The sequence below is a fragment of the Photobacterium toruni genome, assembly GCF_024529955.1.
Classification (GTDB): Bacteria; Pseudomonadota; Gammaproteobacteria; order Enterobacterales; family Vibrionaceae; genus Photobacterium; species Photobacterium toruni.
Map to the genome: position 1 here is coordinate 251,889 of NZ_AP024855.1, position 19,322 is coordinate 271,210.

Here is a 19,322-nt window from a genome sequence, read left to right on the forward strand (position 1 = left end):
TCAAAAGAAACTGATTAATATAATAATTCAAATCATTACATTAAATCAGCTAATGGATTTGCTTGTTGTTGCCATAAGGGTATAAATAGACTATCAACTAAACGTGTATCTACGGTTGAAATCGTCTTATATAACCACTGAGGCTGAGCGTCTTTATCAATGAGTCGCGCTCTTACGCCTTCTTTAAATTCACCGACCAAACCACATCGAACAGACAGTGATAACTCCATCTTAAAGCACTCAGCTAAACTTGCTTGTTGGTAATACTGCATTTGATGGAAACAAATATTGGCCGATAATGGACTGCCATTAGCAAGTGTTTGTTTCGCGTTTTCAAGCCAACATCCAAGCCCATCAATAGCCTTAATTTGTTGGTAAACAATATCAAGCGTTGGTGCCACACATGCCGCTTGAATTTGCGGAAAATAAGGGATCATTTGGCTTGCTGGACGCTGGCGTTCTGAATCTGTTGCTATCTCAGTTAATATTTCTGTTATAACCGCTGCTGTTTGATTTTCCGCTACATTTTGCCACGGATAATGCTTCAACTGTTTAATCAAACGCTCACGATCTTTGTCAATAATGAGGTGATCTGCCATTGCTAAATCAAGCGCATCACTCGCATTAACATTAGCGCCAGTTAGACCTAAGAATAACCCTATTCCAGCAGGCAACTGATTTAAAAACCACGTTGCGCCTACATCTGGGTATAAACCAATATTTATTTCCGACATAGCAAGTGACGCTGACGGTGTAACAACGCGATGACTGGCACCAATAAAAAGTCCCAATCCGCCCCCCATTACTAAGCCTTTCCCCCAAGCAATAATCGGCTTAGGGTAACTATGAATCAGGTAATCACAGCTATATTCAACAGTAAAATAATCAATCAAAAATGGTTTTGCTAAATAGCTGTTATCATTGCTAGCAAGATGAATATAATCATCAACTGTTGGTATAGACACTTGATCTACAACAGTTAAAGCGGGATCATTTTCAAGCGCGTAATAAAGTGCTCGAATATCAGCGCCTGAACAAAATGCTTTATCACCAACAGCTTGAATTATCACACTGATAATATTTTCATCATACTGCCAATGTAATAATTGTTGTTGAATGGTCCGAAGCATTGTCAGTGTTAATGCATTTAATGATGATGTATTGTCTAATTCTAATACGCCAATCGCATGACCACTGCCACATCGAATTTCAGATATATTTACTGTTCCAGTCATCCCTAAACCTCTTCAATGATCCATACAATTAGCAATAATATGCTATTTATAGCCTTTGATTGACTGATAGTTAAGAAATTGTGGTGAAAACAGAGTTTTCAGTTTTATTGAAGCACATACTTACGCGAAATAACCACCGTATAAAAAGATGACAATCAGTGATTCTTATGGCGTATGTTTCAATTTCAGTCACAACATTCAATAATAATTTTTCACGTATCCGTTAGCGCACTACATGTTTATTAATACCCTCATAATATTTTTATCCATCAGACCTAAATAATTAACTGTCGTATTAGTAATAATGACGATAAACGCTTCCATTGTAGATAAACGATTGTTTGATTATTTTAAGAGTTAAACTATCCATATAATCCATATAAATAAACCTCTAAAAAACGTTCAGCATAATATTGATAAGTAATTGCCGAATAGCATTTATTGTATTAACCTATCAAAAACAAACAATAACCACACATTTACAACCATATTAGTTAACAATCTTCCGTAATAATATTATTCTTACACTATATTTACTAATAGCTAACCTTTTAATCAGTATAGTTGTCGTAATACGTATAAGAATGAAAATTCTACGACAAAAAAGCAAGGATATGGCTCCCATTGAAAACTCTCACTCACGTGATTATTTCTCATCTATCTCTACCATTGTCATTTTGTTTGTTCTATGCAACGACAATTAGTGCAGCTTCGCTCGATCAAAATACACAAAAAAAAAGCGACACTGTCACTAATTTAACGACACAAGCAGCACCTAACAGCACCCCGCATAAAATGAAGCAATGGGTTGATAATTCACAACAATCAATGACTGACTCGATCCATGATGTTGGTGAATATATTGATCAGAGTTTAACGAAAGATGAAAATGAAGCGAAATTGACGAACCGTAGTTATCTTCGTATTCGTAATCGATCTATCTATTCACACCGAGGTAAATTAGAAAATGATTTCAAAGTCTACTTTAAGCTTGATTTGCCACACGTTAAACGTGATTGGAAACTGATCCTAGATTCAGAGCCAAGTGATTATGATAGTCTAGAAAGTAAGCAACGTGGTATTGCGTCGGGAAGTAAAACTCAAACAGGCAACACTATTGGAGGATTTAGGCTGCAAGATGCAGAATTTGGTAACTGGACATCTGATTTTGATATTGGTATTAAAATCAAACTGCCTCTTGATCCATTTACTAAAGCTCGAATCTCTCGTGTCGATAATATCAATGAAAAATGGACGACTCAATTTGATCAAGAATTGTTTTATTACCACTCAAAAGGATTAGGTGCACTTACTCAAGTCAGTGGCTTCTATGCTCTCACCGCTGATCAAAAAAACATCTTTAGAACAACAACCAGTGCGCAATATTTACAAGATGACGATAAATGGGAGCTCGTACAACAATTTAATATTTATCAACGAGCGACACAAAAAGATTTGTTTGAATACTCAATGGGAATAAGCGCAGATACTAATGAAATAGAAGAAATTACTAACTATTGGGTTTCTGCTGAATGGAAACGTCGCGTATATAAACACTGGCTTTATCTTGCGGCTAGACCACAACTAGAGTTTCCACGAGATTACAATTATCACGCCAATCTTGGCATTATGATAGAACTGGAAATGTTCTTTTCTAAAAATCGTAAAATTGACGAACTCGGCCGTTATATTCCAAAACCAGTAAAACAACGCACTACCACCCACCAATAAAAAATAGCACCTTTAAAAATAGACTATAAAAATAGTTAACGCTAAAGGTGCCATCATATCTATTCTAGCTATTTTTTCTGATGTAAAATTGGCATTGTATCGTTAATCACAACAGGCCCTAAGCCGATAACACAACGTTTATAACCTTGCTTCCAACCTTCTACATACTGCATTTTTTCAACCCCTTTCATGTCTTCTAGGATTGTTTTTGATGGCTGCCATTGATTATTCAGCGCATCTTTACAACCATCATCATAGCCATGTTGAACAAATTGTTGGTTTAATGTCAGCGTTTTGGCTGCTTGAGTAGAGATATCTTTGGCGGTAGATGTTGCCGTTACAGCAGATGTTGATGTTAAAGTTGATGTACTACATCCTGATAAAAGTGCAACAACACCAACGATTGCCCATGAATAACGCATATTTTTACCTTACAAATAAATTTTAGCTATATTCATCCATCATACACCAACATCCCTTAATGGAATATTAATGCAATTAATTAATTCTTAATCACAATTATACCCTTCAATTCTTGAAAGTGTAACGTTTGATAAATTAGACACTCTAGAATTTACACCAAATACCTATGTACCAACGACTCAATTAGAATTTGATGCTCTGCCACATAAATGCGTGTGCTTTATACCTTGATGAGCAAATTGGTAATAGCTGGTATCACGGCTGCCCACCAATACAGTGTAACTGGACTGAAATTTATTTTGCGAAGCTATTTATGGATGTTTACAACGAGCTAGATAAAGCGGATGAATTACCTTACTAATGAGTACCTGATTACCACCGAGACTCAGCCAGCGTTAATAATTTCTCTGGCATCGGTGGTGATTTTGCACCACATTTAATTAGCGTATTGAATATATCTTCAACTCGAAACCGATAATTAAATCGAAAACAGAATTCACCAAGATAACGAGGAATATGCTTTTCTCTAATTGCGTGATATGTCCCTTTTATCGAATTTTTAACGTTACCAATCATGGTATCGACCCAATAAAATGCAGCTTCATATTGGTGAAGTTCTTTACCATTTTTTGGTAATGAACCATGAATAATATCTGCTGCTAACAGACCATTAAAACAGGGTAAACCATCTGATATGACTAACGTTTTTTCTTGTAAATGCTTTTTAGCCCAATCTGTAATTTCTTGTTTTTTAAAACAAGAAACAACACTTAGCCGCATATAAATAGGATGACCTTCTTCATTCAAAGAGATCGCTGATACAAAAGGTGTTTTACCTTTGGCACCACGTCCTCGCTTTCCTTTTTGTTTACCTCCAATATATGCATCATCCAATTGCACGATATTGCCTAACTTTCGATTATCATCATGCTCTTTCATCACTTGCATGAGCTTATGTTTTATTCGCCATGCTGCGTTATAAGAAACCCCTAATTTACGCTTTAGCTCTAATGCTGAAATACTGTTTTTATCTTGTGTGATGAGATAAATAGCTAAAAACCAAGTAGTTAACGGTAATTTTGAATGGGAAAATAAAGTACCTGCCGTCAATGATGTCTGATGGTGACACTTATTACATTGATATAATGACCGCGATTTAAGTTCACAATAACTTTTAGAAGCACAGGTAGGGCAAACGTAACCATTTTTCCATCGAATATTAAATAAACGCTCTCTACATTGAATTTCTGTCCCATACATTTGCATAAATTCGGGTATAGAAAAGCCTTTCTGAAATTGGATTGAATTCTTAGGCATAACGTCACTCCTATACTTCAATATCTTAAAGTATAGGAGATAATTTAACAGTGGCTGTTAAATAGTGGTAATCAGGAATGAGTATAACCAATAGCTAAACAGCGGTATAACGTTTAAGGTTGCGATACTTCATCGCAACCTTTTTTATATAGATAAAAGAAGGCGTTAAACATTTTTTACTCTATCAACCATAAGATTATTTACCCACATCACAGCAAATAAAACAATCAATGTAACGATAAAAGTTGTTACCCCATATTGTAAAGACAACGTGCAAAGGTGCATCAATGTTGCTGAGATTAATTTACCTGAAGAAAACTCAGACAAAACAATAATATTGATAACGCTTAAACCCGCAAATAAACTCAGCATGCACAAAGACATCATTGATTGTCTTTTAATACTAAACAACTTGTTGCTACGACTCCCTTCAAAGAGCAATTTTTGTCCTAAAGAATACGATACAAACAACAATAACGTACTGTATCCTAGTGAAAATATAAAAATAGATATTGGGTAAAGCACTTTACTTGAACCCAATAAAAAAACAAATTTTGCCGCTTCTAATGCACTAAAAAAGACAATTGCTGCTAGTGTATAAAAAACGATTCCACGAATAAGTCGAGCTTTGTTCATTTTAATAACCAAACAGAAATATAATCATCAAACAGGCTGATTAAATACTTCATCTCTAATCTAACCATCCCCTAATAATACCTACAAAAAAGCGCCGAATCATCAGCGCCCTCTTAAAAATCGACAATAATCAAATTGGCTATGTACGGTATAAAACCTTAATAATATGGTAACCAAATTTTGTTTTCACAGGACCGATTGGCTCTAGCACTTTACCGTTAAATACGGCTTTATCAAATGCAGGAACCATGGCACCTTTTTTAAACTCGCCTAAATCACCACCTCTTTTACCTGATGGGCACGTCGAGTATTTTTTAGCAAGCGCCTGAAATTTAGCCCCTTTTTTAAGTTGCTCTAAAATATCATCTGCTTGTTCTTTATGTTTTACTAATATATGAAGTGCTGCTGCTGTTGAAGCCATGCTAATAAACCTATTATTACTATATTAATGACACTCGTACTAATGTGATGATTATCGCATTAGTTGGCAGAAAATACTAACACTCGATGTTATACTATAACAACTGTCGCTAAAAGCATAAAGTGTCCTAACAACCTAATTATAATCAACTAGTTAACAGCCCAGTGAAAGCATATTGTGTCCCAACATAAAAGCATAAGATGTCCTAATTCGATTCTCATGTTAAAGCCATTGCAATGGTGATATAAAATTTCAGTAATTTTGTTTCATCATTATTACTAGCGAAGTCTATACATGAAGCCTGAATAACCTCAGTGGTAGTTAAGATACGACAGAATCGCTTGGTGATCACATGAGTCAGCCAAGGAGGCTAACTCAAAAGTGGACAATTATTGCTTAGAGTAAAAAGCCTAAATATTTCATTCTTGCGTATTACAATATGAATGGAGATATACTTGAGTGAATAAAAACACACCTATATTGCATATTTCGGATTAACTTTCATATTAATCATCCACCACTTCTATTGTTTTATGCTGAGCACCAAGATACGTGTCTTCATCAATTTTGTAGCGTAACGTTTCATTACAATGAGGACATTCAAACTCTTCATTAGGCTCGATACACTCATCTTCAATCCAATCCCAACCAAGATGTTTCTCGCAAGAGGGGCAATGCATGATGTTATCCTTTTTTACTCAATCTAATGCCTTAAATCCTACTCATTCAAATACAGCTCTGCCATGCCATCGAGCTTGTTTTTCACTTCTTGCCAGTTGGGCATTACGCTGGTTAATAAGCGCCAGAAGTTTTCACTGTGGTTGTATTCAGCGATGTGGCAAAGCTCATGTAATATTACGTAATCAATACACTCTTTAGGTGCTTTTATCAGGTGAGGGTTGAGCATTAACGTCCCTTTGGCTGAACAACTTCCCCATTGTTTGCGCATTGGCATAATACGAAATGACGGAATGCCTTTCACCCAAGTAGCCTGCGGCAGAAGTTCAGCTAAACGTTGATGGAAAACCCGTTCTGCTTTAACGCCATACCAACCTGAAACTAAGGCTTTTACGAGCTTGGGCTTATCATCATTAAAACGATTAAGGGTAACCAACAGCTTGCCTCGATCCATCTTCACGTTGGAAATGGCTTCTCGGTCTTCAACTACCTTCAATACATAGCGACGACCCAAATAGAATTGCATTTCACCACTAACGTAATGTTTGGTTTGAACATATTCTAAATGAGAGCGAAATTCTTTCAGTGCATCCCAAATCCAACGTGCTTGGTGCATAACCGCTTCGTGAATAGCCGATTTCTCGGCATCTTCAGGGGCGGTGACGGCAATACGGCAATCAGGATGAACGCGAATAGTGATCTTCTTTTTCTTACCTTCAGCAACGATTTTACGAATAACCTCGTAGGTAACCGCTTCATCACCATAGATGAAGCTGTATTCCTCAATGCTATTTTCTTTGCTGTCTTTCTTGTTATTAATGGATGCCATTAATGGTGACCTGCTAATCCTAGTCGAGTGATTTGAATAACATCCGTGATCAGTGTTTGTGCTTTATCAATCCCTAAATCATTAAACAGTAATGGTAATAGACCTAATCGAATTTGGTTTTCAATCTCAGCAGGGTTAATGGAATATTCACTCACTGCCTTGCGTACAATCGTATCGATATCCAGTGCATATTGAATGCATTGCTCTTCGGGTAAAGGCAATGGCTCACCTAATACTTTTAAGAACAAACCATAGAATGCTTGAACATGACGTTTGATTTTTGGGTCGAGTTCAGCAAAGCGATCTTTAGGCATTCCCGCCACATCGCGATCTTTGACCTGTTGCTCGAAATCAGCGAACAAAAGGTATTGTTTTACTGGACTATCAAACATCTCTTTAGTTTGGGCAATTGCTTTTTTTAACAGGTTAGAGAAATACTCTTGCGCATAAGGATCATCCGCTAAGTCTTGCTCAATCATCTTGGTAACACGACCTGTGATAACGTCTTTTTTGTTATTCGCTTCATCATCCGTCATTTGCTCTGGCTTGGCATCTTTGCCCATGTTACCCACCAAATACGCACCTTCAGGCTCTTTAATATCAACGCCACCAATGTGTTTGTCTAACATTGCACGAATGCTGTCGGCATACTCATCGTAATCAACGGTTTCTTCGGCATCTTCACGAACTTGTTTGCGCAGTTGAGACATACTTTTTAAGGTTTTCTTATACAACTCACGCTTATTATCAAAGCTCTTATCATTGAAGTAATTTGCTGACTGTAACGCCACCTTTAAACAGTTAGCAAAAGCTGTTAGCGCATCATAGAAGTCATTACGTAGCTTTAGATTGGTATCGGTTAATTGGCCCTCAATGGTATCAATTTTAGGAGCTAATACCTGACGCAGTGCCTGACCGTCTTGCTTGTTCTTTACGTCAGCAAAAATAGACCATAATGCATCGTATAAACCCGGTAGTTTTTTATACTCGGTGTCCATACGGTTATATAACCCTTTAAGATCATCAATATCAAAGCCACCTTTAATGCGTTCTTCTAGCTCTTGGTAGTTTGCTATCGATGCATCAAGCTCTTTTAAAATGCCGCGATAATCAATCAGGTAACCAAATTGCTTTTTCGCATGTAAGCGGTTAACACGGGCAATGGCTTGAATAAGGTTATGCTGTTTTAACGGTTTATCGATGTATAACACTGTGTTTTTGGGTTCATCAAAGCCTGTTAACAGCTTATCGACCACGATCATAATGTCGGGGCCTTCATCCTTTTCAAATTCTTGAATGATGTGTTTGGTATAGGCTTTTTCGTCCGTCCAACCTTTATCGGTGACATTGGTTTTCCACCAATTTTGCACAATATCGGTGCTTTCACTGTCAACGTTATCGTGTCCCTCACGAGTATCAGGCGGCGACATCGCAACCACAGAGGTGACTTTACCGATTTTATCTAACAGCATCTTGTAGCGAATGGCAGAGGCTTTAGAATCACACGTCAATTGACCTTTTAAGCCTTGGTTTTTGAAATTCTGAAAGTGATCTGAGATATCATAAGCAATTAACTCTAAACGACCTTCGGTTTGATAAACCTGACCTTTTTGAGCAAATTTACGCTTTAAGTCAGCGCGTTGTTTTTCAGATAAATCTTTAGTGATCCGTTCAAACCATGCATCAATGGCTTTATCGTTGGTGCTGAGATCAGGAATACGCTCTTCATAGAGTAATGGAGTAACGGTGCCATCTTCTACCGCTTGTTGCATGGTGTAAGAGTGGATGATTTTACCGAATTTATTCTCGGTCTTATCGTCTTGCAGTAGTGGTGTACCCGTAAAACCAATATAAGCCGCTTTGGGTAGGGCTTGGAGCATACGGATATTGTTTTCACCGTTTTGGCTGCGGTGACCTTCATCGACAAGTACGATAATATCGGGGCTATCGTTGTAGCATTCTGGAAGGTGAATTGCAGTACCAAACTTGTTGATAATCGAGAATATAATACGCTCATTGCCTTTACTAATTTGCTCGGCAAGGCGTTTGCCTGTGGTTGCCATTGCTGCGGTTTTATCTTTATCAGATAGAGCACCACCGGATGCAAAGGTGCGAGCCAGTTGATCTTCTAAGTCCACACGGTCGGTCACGACAATCACGCGACATTTGGCGAGTTCTTTTAACCAAATAAGGGCTTTGGATAAAAACACCATCGTGAATGATTTACCAGAGCCTGTGGTATGCCAAATCACACCGCCATTACGTGCGCCTTTGTCATCAAAAGAGGTGATGCGCTCCACTAAGGCTTTAATGCCAAACACTTGCTGATAACGCGCAACGATCTTGCCTGCTTTTTTATCAAACAGAGTAAATAGACGCGTCATTTCGAGTAGACGATCATGATGAAGTAGCGAAACCAACAAGCGATCTTGATCGGTCACTACCAAATCACCGCCAGCGATTAACGATAAATATTCATCTTTTAATGCTGATGGTCGATGGCTAAAAATAGCATTCAGTTGTGATGCTGTTAAGGAGGTATTTTTCAGGCGTTCAACCGTGCTTTCTGTGATTTGCTCTTCTTTCCACTTTGCCCAAAACTTTTCAGGAGTGCCGCAGGTGCCATATAAACCATCATGACCATTAATCGATAGCAACAATTGGCTGTAAGCAAACAGATGCGGAATTTCATCGACTTTTTGGTTACGGATATTTTGTGAAATGCCTTCGGTGATCGTCGGTTTGCCATTGGATGATGAATCAGGGCGTTTGGCCTCAATCACTACCCACGGCAAGCCATTCACAAAACACACCACATCAGGAATGCGTTTACCTGTGCCACGGGCATTCTCGACTTCCATCTCTTCTGTGAAATGAAATTGATTGTTTTCAGGTGTTTCCCAATCAATGATCTCAATGGTTGGGTTGGCTTTTTTACCTTCAACAAACTCAGTCACACCAATGCCATAAGTTAGCGCGTTATAAAGCTTTTCATTGGCGGCTTTTAGCCCTTCATTCATTGCAGGGTTACTAAGCTCTTGCACGATTTTATCAATGGCAGATTCTGATAAATGGCGTTCTTTACCCATGAATGAGTAGGTTTTAAAGCTCAGAACCTTGCGCAATACCGATGGCAGAATAACGGTAGTTTTGTTGCCACGTATCGCCATACATTCACTCGGTGGAATGAACTGATAACCAAGGTTGGTAAGCAGGGTAAGTGCTGGGATTTTTGCACTTTGTTCTTCACGGAAATTGGGAGTGTAGTGTTCCATTATGTTCTTCTTATTTTAAAGAATACGATCATGCTCTGGCGTTATTGACGAATTAACGTATCCAATTCTTTTAATAATTTGAGTTTGTTTTCAACTTCTGATTTTAAATGGTCGAGGTCAGTACTGGTAATCGTGTTAAAGGTAAAGCACATATAGTTATCGGCTTCTACGCCAAGATAACGATATGGATGTTGTTCTAATGCTTTTAGCACGATGTCTTTTTGTTCTTCGGTTGTGAAGTAAAGATAAAAATTAATCGCCATACCACTGGCACTTTGACTATCCATAAACAGCACAATGTCGGATTTATTATTTGCGTCGTGTTCTAGCCACTGACTTAATGCAAAACGAATCGCATTGTTATCTTTGTTCCATATTTTGATGGGCTTGGTAAAAATAGTTTGTTTGAATGTCGTTTCTAAGTGGTGCTGAATATCAGCTTCAAGTTGTATAAAAACTTGCTGCTTCATCTGAGTGATTTGTTTTAACTCTTGGTAATTTTTTAAAATAAAGTCCGTATTGGCTTGTAAGTGCTTTGAATCCATTAATATATTCTCCAAGTGAAGAAGAAAATCACGCAGTAAGACTGTCCATTTTGATAACGGCTGAGAAATAAAGTGCTCGGCTAATTTCGCTTTGAGTTTCTCGATAAGAGTCGGGTAACAGAGTCCTAACCATTTGGGATATCCATCAGGTAAATCTCCCGTCGGTGACAACACTACAAAGATAGGCGTTTTATCTCTGAATATGCCTTGTTGAACATACGCTTCATAGCTGTCGAATGGGTTATTTTGTTCATGGTAGATTTTATTTTCAATCACCATAACCCAATCATCACTTTCCAAGAGTAAATCAATACGGCTATTTGATTGTGTTACCACTTCTCTTGCTGGCGCACTGATTAATTCAGCTTTTAGCTCGGTTAACGATAACGATTCTAGCAATGCTGATAGCACCAATGAGCCTAAACCATGTTCACCGTTGGGATCGCAGAAGAAAGCCAGAATATCTGTGGTTGGATTTTCGTAATAACCACGGCTACCAATGCAGAAAATAGTGGTTTCAGTGGTGACTTTAGGCAGTTGTTTGAAGTCATTAATGCATCGTTGTAGATGCTGATATGCGTTTGTATCCATACTTTAGCCTTTACGTTGTTTTAATAGCAGTTTGAAACAAGCTTTTTTCTATCTCTTTTTGAAGTCGTTCAACACAATGACATTACTCATGTCAATCGGCTGACTTTCCTGTGCCCACTGTTGCCATTGACTCAAAAATTCTTGATTTGAGAAAAAGTGCGACTTCTTGTGTTTACTATTACGAGGGAATTGACCTGAAAATAAGTTAAAGCCAAGCAGGTCAATATCTTCAAGTAACATCCCATCTTCATAGCAGTGGCGTTCAAGGTGCCAAAGCACGTCATTAAGGTGAGCTTGAACACTACGATCACTACGAGGGTGGAACGCACAGCTATTCACTTCTCTGCCATAATGATCAATGCAGTGTTCGATCTCGACGGTATCAATACCGTTATCATTAGCTAGAGTGTGAAAACAGGCTTTTAACATCGGTTCAAAATTGTTTAGAAACTGATAAATATCACCTTTTTTGCCTTGACGCGTAACAGTGAAAAAATCTGCAGCCGCTTTAGTGCAGTTAAATACAAGCATTTATTTAAGATCCTTATTGGAAAATCTGTTCACTTTCAACTTGGCCCAAAATATGACAGTGCAGCTAAGATAAATTGTGACGCACAGCGTCACAATTTGGAAACACTAGAAAAAACATGCGCATATTGCATATATTTGAGGTGCCACACACTTACCAAACACTCCCATTTACAATGCAAAAAGGCTTTTGAATACTTGTAACGGATTTGTATCTGTCATTACGCAACCCATTTTTTCAACACATTGATTGCCGCAGGAGAAAACGGTTCCAATTTTCCATCACTTGGCGTAGCTAAATCGTCGATAACCATTTCAAGCAACTCGTCGTCATCTAACCCGTCATCGGGATTGATGCCATTCACCGATAACAGGGTAAAGATGTATTGTTTTCGTTGTTCAACTAAACTGCGGTTGTTTCTCTCCGTATCACCAAGATTGAGCACCTGAATGGCAATATTTGCTCTTTCAGTCGTTCCTGATACTCTGCCACTGAGAGAATAAGTGAGTTCTGTTTCACACTCAGCCATTAAAGGCGTAAGGGGTATAATCTGAGATGCATGACTGTCATCACATTGATTTGACGTGTTACAGCTGGCAACAATATTAGTAAGGTCTAGACTACGATTCGGCGCAATTCTACGAGCCTCAACATGCTCATTCATTGTGTCACTGTTTGTACCAGAAATCGCTTTGCCGCAATAAGCACAAATATAAAACTGCTCAGTCGTACACTGGTAACGAATTGCTTCGCGTTCAACTTCAGTGAGGTCGGCATAAACGCCACGAGGGTTGCCACGCTTCCAGCTAATTAATTCTTGAGGTTCCGCACCTTGCTGCTTAATTATTCTGCGCAATTTTCAGCTCCTTCTTACGCAGAAGTAGTTTTGCTTTAGATAGTTCTAAGTTGCTTACTGGTAAGTCACCATCTAAAACAACCAAAAGCTCTTTAGCTTTAGCAATATCTTTAGTGTTTTTAGAGTTATGAATAGCATCAAGCACGTCACCCAATTTCTCATTGACCTCAGCATTACGGATATCTGTATCCATTATTTCAAGTAAAACAGAGTTGGCATCTTGACCGTATAAATCTGGTACTTGAGAGGCTTTTTCTGGGTTATCTAGCAAATTTACATGTACATTTTTGATATCACTGATAACTAACGGGCTGTGAGTTGTCACGATGAACTGAATATTTGGAAACGCTTTTTGTAAACCACCCAGAATATGGCGCTGCCATTGCGGATGTAGGTGCATATCCACTTCATCGATCAATACGATACCATGCGCCTCAAGAATGACATGATCTCCCTGATGAGGGTTTAATTGAATTGCTCGACGAGCAATATCAGCAACCATACCAATCATGTTACGCACACCATCACTGAGCAGTGAAATCGGTACATTACCTTGTACTTCGTGTGTTGCAACAACTTGTTTTTCAGTTGCTGAGTAATGAACATTTGACCAGCCCGATGGTTCCAGTACAGCATTAATGGCTTTCTGTAATGCGTTCAGGTGTGCCTCATGGACATTACCCGAAACCAGATTGCCAGACATGCGTTGTTGCTGCTGTTTCATCGACTGTTCAAAACTTGCCATGGTTTCTTGATAGAGCCAGTTGGCAAATGTTTTGTAACCACTGCTCGGCTTATCCCAATCACGATACCCCTCTAAGCGGCTCATCTTGCCCAATTTTGGCATGTCATTAGAGGTATCAAAGCTCTGATTCCAAAGTCTGTTTGTACCATAGCAGGCAATAACAGGCAGATTGGGAAAAGCTCCATCTTGGACTATTTTTTGTAAGCGCTTAGCAACATTAACCAATTCTGGTACTTTCGTTCCCGTACTTTTCTGTGTATTACGTGCACGTGACCACTCAATGGGAAAATCATCAACATAATCACCAAATGATTGAGCGGAAACGACAACAGGAAATTGTGATTCCATGGTGAAACCATGTTCACCTGTGGAAATTTTACCCAAGTGAATATCATTATCACGGATGGCTCGGTCGGTACTTATACCGAATCCACTCATAAACTGTCCGTATGCCACCGTAATTGCATCAAGGAGTGATGATTTACCAAATCCATTTAAACCAACCAGTACGTTGATACTAGGCTTAAAGGTACATTCAAACTCTTTAAAACCACGGAAGTTCTTTAAGGTTAATGCCTTTATTTTCATATTATTTTCAACTCAATTATTTGAGAAAATCCGTTATTATCCCCTCGGATGAGGGGATAATTCAATTAAGCGGCTTCGGTTTCAGCAACTTGTTCCCTTAAAGCTTAGGGTTTGTCGCTAGGCGGCAAGCACTAAGATGACAGGGAGACGCGACGCTTGCCTGTTAACAACTGTTGCATCAACGCCTTTTTCTCTTGCTTCAAATGCGCAAGCTTGGCTTCTAACAACTCGATTTCTTTATCGGCAACGGTAAGCACTGAGGCGATTTTTTGTTGTTCACCTATTACTGGTACTTTGACTTTTAAACGCTCTATATCTTTATTGCTAATATTAGGTTGCGCCCCGCCGACAGCATCTATCAATATATCGTGCTGAACTTTTGGTAACTTTAACAGTTGGAAAAGGTAAGGTTTAGTTACTTTATTTTTCTTAGGATCGAATCTACCAACACGCTGGTTTAGATACGAGAAGTCATCGAATCTGTAACAGCCGACTTTACCTGTTGTCGCTCCTGACATTGCAATTAAAACATCACCAGTTTTGACTTTAAACTTTTCGTATTTAGACTCTTCCGCAATAAAAGCTGAAGAGTCCACATTTACTGAATAATCAGCTTTTATGTTGGATATTTTAATTAAAGGTATCCCTTGAGTAGCAAATTGTTCACTCTTAAAAGCGTTACCACCAGTCACCTTAACAAGTTGACTCAACTTAACCTCTTCCCATTCCCCCTCAAACGCTTTACCCGTTTCAGGATCAACCAACCGTTTTTTACCTGTCAACAACTGCTGCATTAAGGCTTTCTTCTGCTGCTTACTGGCATCAATCAGCTTTTCAGTGGTTGCAATACTGCGATCCCATGTTGAAAGGATTTTGGCAATTTTGCGTTGTTCTGGGAGTGGGGGAAAGACTGTTTGTACCCTATGTACGTTATTACGATTTAAAGTAGGTACAGATGAAGCTTCATCGAATCGCTCAAGTTTGAGCGCATCAAGAAAATACTTTATGTAAAGAATATCATTTGCTTTAAAGTCTTTGACCCATAATGTTGTATCATGTGGCCAAAAATCTTCTTCAATCATAAAGACTTTTCCAACACTCCCTTTTCTACCTGTAACAATGCCCGGTCCTTTAACTTTGACTTCATTATGGTAATAAGCTAATCCTGATGATGAATACACAGGAATAGTACCTTCAACCCGTTTTTTATTTGTTAAATCAAAGCCACGTTGTAATATGAAGAAGTTATCTACTCGTCCAAAGCTCCAACCATTAGGCACCATAACCCAACTCCTCTAGGTAGCCCGCCATTTCCGCTTCTAGATCGGCTAACTCAGTTTGCAGTGCCAAACGCTCACTACGCACTGCCATCAAATCAATTTCCGCTTCTTCTTCAAAGGTATCGACATAGCGAGGAATGTTGAGGTTGTAGTCGTTCTCGGCAATCTCTTCGAGTGTCGCAAGGTAGGCGTACTTATCCACGCTTTGACGGGCTTTGTAGGTATCAACAATCTTTTGAATGTTATCGCTCGTTAATACGTTCTGGTTCTTGCCCGATTTAAACTCACGCGAGGCATCAATAAACAGCACCTTGTTGTCTGTTTTATGCTTTTTGAACAACAGAATAGCGGCTGGAATGCCTGTACCAAAGAACAGTTTTTCAGGTAAACCAATCACGGTATCTAATAGGTTTTCATCAATCAGTTGTTTACGGATTTTACCTTCTGATGATGCGCGGAATAGCACCCCGTGAGGTACAACCACACCCATTCGGCCGCCCTTGCTTGTTGGAGTAGCAGGCTTTAGGGTTTCAATCATGTGCGAGATGAAAGCGTAATCACCTTTGGTTTTTGGCGGCACACCACGACGGAAACGACCAAAGTGATCGCTTTCTGCATCTTCATGTCCCCATTTATCTAACGAGAATGGTGGGTTTGCGGTGACGACATCAAAGTGCAGTAAGCCACCGTTGGCATCTTGCAGCTTAGGGTTACGAATGGTGTCGCCCCATTCAATGCGGTGGTTATCTTCGCCATGCAGGAACATGTTCATTTTAGCCAGTGACCACGTTGAGCCAATCGCTTCTTGACCAAACAAGGCGTATTGCTTTGAGCCGCCAAAGTTCTTTTGAATTTGCTTACCACACTTCATCAATAGCGAGCCTGAGCCACAAGCTGGATCGCAAATCTCATCGCCTTGTTGTGGCTCAAGAATGATAGAAAGCAGATCCGATACCTCGGGGGGGGTATAGAATTCACCTGCCGATTTACCACTGCTTGCCGCGAAGTGTTTGATTAAAAACTCATACGCATTACCGATAACATCCAATGAACCGACACGGCTAGGACGTAGGTTTAGGGTTGGCTTACCAAAGTCTTCTAGTAGGTGACGCAGAATGTCGTTCTTTTGCTTTTCATCACCCAGTTTATCGGTGTTGAAACTAATGTCTTGGAACACGCCTTTGAGTTTGGTGCCGTTTTCTTCTTCAATCGCATGTAAGGCTTGGTCGATACGTGAACCGTTACCTGCTTCAAAACGGTGCTCATACAGATCCCAAAATGTTGAGCCTGTTGGAATTTTGAATGATTGACTCGCCAGCATCGCTTCAATCATGGCTTGATTGTCACCAAACTGCGCTGTTAGCTCTTCGACTTTGTCTTGGCGCACATCTGAGATGTACTTTAAGAACAACATGGTAAGCACGAAGTCTTTGTAGATTGATGGGTCTACGGTGCCACGGAAGGTGTCACAGGCACTCCATACCGTTTTATTGATGTCGTCTTGGTTGATTGGGGTATTTGGCATTTAGTTATTCTCTAATAGCGTTAAATTGTTTTAATTAGTCGTTCAGCAATGCGCTTAAATGAGGCAAAGTAGTTCCGCCAGAAAAGACCCGTTGATGAGAATCGATGATGAGTTTTTCAAGTTGTGCTAGTAGTGCCACAACCCAATAGTCTTTCTCAATTATGGCTGGGTTTCCGAGCGCTAAGGCATCGGAAACCTCAAGAAACTGCTGTTTCAGTTTATTCATGGTTAATTTGGAGAGTGTATAACACGGCTACCCACTACCAGTTTTCGATTAAACTGTTTTGAGTTCCATGAGTAATTGATGGATGAAGGGATTTGAGTATTTTCACCCGATAAGCTTTGAAGAGACAGACTATCTATCTCAAAGTCTACGCCTTTCATCTTAAGGATTTCTCGCATAAGCGCGTCCGTCCCACCTGGATGAGTTGGCATTGGCTTACCCGTTAAACTATTCATTCGTGATTTGGTGTAAAGGCCATAGCCGATTTTCATTAATTCGCCTTGATTTACTAATTGTTTCAAAGCGCGACCGACTTGATCATAACAAGCCACACCTTCAAAGTTTTTACGTTCAAAAACATAACGTCTTGAACGTTTTATCTTTTGATAAATACGATCAGTTGTAGTCATTTGAACCTCCATACTCTGACTTGCAGTGAGTATAACTTACAGACGTATTTTAAGGAATAAATACGACATTAAATACATTAATATTGCCGCCATCTAGCTGTTATTTATATGCTTTTATATTTACCGCCTAAAGGTGACATATGATTTAATCATATGCCGACATGCTTTATGAGTCTATCTTTTCTGAAATATTAAGAGCATCGTCAATCTCTACTCCTAAATATCGAATAGTATTATCCAACTTCACATGGCCAAGTAACAGCTGTACAGCACGTATGTTTTTAGTTTTTGCGTAGATGAGAGTTGCCTTTGTTCTGCGCATTGAATGCGTTCCGTAAAGGTAGGGATCATAACCAAGCTGAGTAGCCCATTGTCTAATGACTTTTAAATAGCAGCTATAACTCATAGCTTTATTTTGATTTCTGACACTAGGAAATACAAAGTCAGAGGGTGTTAAATTATCTTGTGTAATCCATGTTGCTAATGATTGTGCAGTCCGAGATGTAATTTCAAATTGTACTTATCTATCTGTTTTACTTTGGCGATACAAAACCCGACTTTGAATAACACCGCCGGATGAAATATCTCTTATTTTCATCCGAAGTAAATCACAAGACCGTAATTTGCTATCTATCGCAAAGTTTAATAATGCTAGTTCCTTTATGTTTTTTTCAATTTCTAAGCGCGTTCGTATGCGCCAAATATCTTCTAGCTTGAAAGGTTTTTCTGTCCTGTTAAATGACCTAATTTTGTCCACATCATAAAGCCCTTACATTTGAGGTAAACGCTATTTAATTTTAGGAACCATAAAATTTTTTTTGCATATTAATGTGGACTTGGGAAAGCAGCGTTAGAAGACAATAACACCGATTTTATTATAAATGAGTATTTACTCTAGCCAATAATGGGGCACTTTTAAGCTAGAAAGTACCACAGAAAAAATGGGATAGAGGCGAGTTAGACTTTTTGTTATGTTCAAATTTTCAGCTCGGAACGTACAGCTTCCCAATGCGGAAACTCGTTGCTGCCAAAATGAAATATCCTACCATCAAAACTCTCCTGCCCTCTGCCAGAAATATTATCATCAATAAGAATATCCCCTTTAATAGCCTCTTATTTGAACAGATAATAAGTTTTTCAACAAAATCGTAACCGAGATGCTTTTCAACCCAAACTCGTTTTTCTGTGTAACAAAGAGGGTTTCTTGGTGAGGGAGCTGTTAAAATATAACATTCATATTGCGACGAGTCGTTAATGGCGGTAACAGCACTAATCGTACCGTCTAATGGCTCTAGATCAGCGAAAAATCCATATTGTGATTGAGGGTACTTAGTTTGCGGGTTTCTCAAAATAGCTTCGTCAAAAGATTTTTTTTATCACAAACTACATCATCCATATCTACCTAAATAATCATTTTGTGCCATCTTGGTTTTAAACGAGAAAATTAGAAATATAAGTATAACGCTTGTTACCTGAAGAAGAATA

At 38.8% G+C, this 19,322-nt stretch carries 18 protein-coding genes and 2 pseudogenes; 2 read left to right on the forward strand and 18 right to left on the reverse strand.

The features are described from left to right. Positions 1-35 precede the first annotated feature (35 nt). Positions 36-1,235, reverse strand: a complete 1,200-nt coding sequence (locus tag OC457_RS15360; RefSeq protein WP_080174199.1) for an enoyl-CoA hydratase/isomerase family protein — start codon at positions 1,233-1,235, stop codon at positions 36-38. A 624-nt stretch (positions 1,236-1,859) separates the two neighbouring features. On the opposite strand from OC457_RS15360, the gene OC457_RS15365 reads away from it, so the two are divergent. After that, positions 1,860-2,966, forward strand: coding sequence for a hypothetical protein (locus tag OC457_RS15365; protein WP_080174200.1), 1,107 nt, complete (start codon positions 1,860-1,862; stop codon positions 2,964-2,966). A gap of 68 nt (positions 2,967-3,034) precedes the next feature. On the opposite strand, the gene OC457_RS15370 is transcribed toward OC457_RS15365, so the two are convergent. After that, on the reverse strand, positions 3,035-3,388 hold the full coding sequence (locus OC457_RS15370) for a hypothetical protein (RefSeq protein WP_080174201.1): 354 nt from the start codon (positions 3,386-3,388) through the stop codon (positions 3,035-3,037). 194 nt (positions 3,389-3,582) lie between these two features. On the opposite strand from OC457_RS15370, the gene OC457_RS15375 reads away from it, so the two are divergent. Continuing rightward, positions 3,583-3,750 carry a hypothetical protein gene (locus OC457_RS15375; RefSeq protein WP_159447844.1) on the forward strand — a complete coding sequence of 56 codons (168 nt, stop codon included), beginning with the start codon at positions 3,583-3,585 and terminating at the stop codon, positions 3,748-3,750. 11 nt (positions 3,751-3,761) lie between these two features. Here OC457_RS15375 and OC457_RS15380 read toward each other — a convergent pair whose 3' ends face one another. From OC457_RS15380 to OC457_RS20930, 16 genes and pseudogenes are all read right to left on the reverse strand, one after another. Further along, positions 3,762-4,706: an IS1595-like element ISPma1 family transposase gene (locus OC457_RS15380; protein ID WP_080176628.1), complete on the reverse strand. Its 945-nt coding sequence runs from the start codon at positions 4,704-4,706 to the stop codon at positions 3,762-3,764. Positions 4,707-4,871: 165 nt separating this feature from the next. Then, positions 4,872-5,342, reverse strand: a complete 471-nt coding sequence (locus OC457_RS15385) for a hypothetical protein (RefSeq protein WP_080175238.1) — start codon at positions 5,340-5,342, stop codon at positions 4,872-4,874. Positions 5,343-5,481: 139 nt separating this feature from the next. After that, positions 5,482-5,763, reverse strand: coding sequence for a peptidylprolyl isomerase PpiC (ppiC, locus tag OC457_RS15390; protein ID WP_080175239.1), 282 nt, complete (start codon positions 5,761-5,763; stop codon positions 5,482-5,484). Between the two features lie 506 nt (positions 5,764-6,269). After that, the gene (locus tag OC457_RS15395; RefSeq protein ID WP_096777852.1) at positions 6,270-6,443 is read right to left on the reverse strand and encodes a hypothetical protein; all 174 of its coding nucleotides are present in this window, start codon (positions 6,441-6,443) and stop codon (positions 6,270-6,272) included. A 38-nt stretch (positions 6,444-6,481) separates the two neighbouring features. Then, complete coding sequence (locus OC457_RS15400) at positions 6,482-7,270, reverse strand: M48 family metallopeptidase (protein WP_080175240.1); 789 nt, start codon at positions 7,268-7,270, stop codon at positions 6,482-6,484. After that, on the reverse strand, positions 7,270-10,545 hold the full coding sequence (locus tag OC457_RS15405) for a type I restriction endonuclease subunit R (RefSeq protein ID WP_080175241.1): 3,276 nt from the start codon (positions 10,543-10,545) through the stop codon (positions 7,270-7,272). Before OC457_RS15405 ends, OC457_RS15400 begins: the two co-directional genes overlap by 1 nt. A 41-nt stretch (positions 10,546-10,586) precedes the next feature. Continuing rightward, positions 10,587-11,681 (reverse strand): PD-(D/E)XK nuclease family protein, encoded by a 1,095-nt coding sequence (locus OC457_RS15410; protein WP_080175242.1) that lies wholly within the window; start codon positions 11,679-11,681, stop codon positions 10,587-10,589. Between the two features lie 48 nt (positions 11,682-11,729). After that, positions 11,730-12,212: a DUF6933 domain-containing protein gene (locus tag OC457_RS15415; RefSeq protein WP_080175243.1), complete on the reverse strand. Its 483-nt coding sequence runs from the start codon at positions 12,210-12,212 to the stop codon at positions 11,730-11,732. 218 nt (positions 12,213-12,430) lie between these two features. Beyond that, positions 12,431-13,066, reverse strand: a complete 636-nt coding sequence (locus OC457_RS15420; RefSeq protein ID WP_080175244.1) for a hypothetical protein — start codon at positions 13,064-13,066, stop codon at positions 12,431-12,433. Next, a complete protein-coding gene (locus OC457_RS15425; protein ID WP_080175245.1) occupies positions 13,050-14,399 on the reverse strand; it encodes an AAA family ATPase in 1,350 nt (449 codons plus the stop codon). The genes OC457_RS15420 and OC457_RS15425 overlap by 17 nt, the downstream gene beginning before the upstream one ends. Before the next feature lie 131 nt (positions 14,400-14,530). Continuing rightward, on the reverse strand, positions 14,531-15,682 hold the full coding sequence (locus tag OC457_RS15430; protein ID WP_080175246.1) for a restriction endonuclease subunit S: 1,152 nt from the start codon (positions 15,680-15,682) through the stop codon (positions 14,531-14,533). Beyond that, positions 15,672-17,204 (reverse strand): type I restriction-modification system subunit M, encoded by a 1,533-nt coding sequence (locus OC457_RS15435; RefSeq protein ID WP_080175247.1) that lies wholly within the window; start codon positions 17,202-17,204, stop codon positions 15,672-15,674. Before OC457_RS15435 ends, OC457_RS15430 begins: the two co-directional genes overlap by 11 nt. A gap of 64 nt (positions 17,205-17,268) precedes the next feature. Then, positions 17,269-17,430: pseudogene (locus OC457_RS15440) on the reverse strand (nucleotidyl transferase AbiEii/AbiGii toxin family protein); the annotation flags it as partial. 2 nt (positions 17,431-17,432) lie between these two features. Then, on the reverse strand, positions 17,433-17,837 hold the full coding sequence (locus tag OC457_RS15445) for a DUF6088 family protein (RefSeq protein ID WP_045029559.1): 405 nt from the start codon (positions 17,835-17,837) through the stop codon (positions 17,433-17,435). A 166-nt stretch (positions 17,838-18,003) separates the two neighbouring features. Then, positions 18,004-18,585, reverse strand: a pseudogene (locus OC457_RS15450) (tyrosine-type recombinase/integrase). A gap of 235 nt (positions 18,586-18,820) precedes the next feature. Then, positions 18,821-19,186, reverse strand: coding sequence for a 5' nucleotidase, NT5C type (locus OC457_RS20930; protein ID WP_210436090.1), 366 nt, complete (start codon positions 19,184-19,186; stop codon positions 18,821-18,823). Positions 19,187-19,322: the final 136 nt, after the last annotated feature.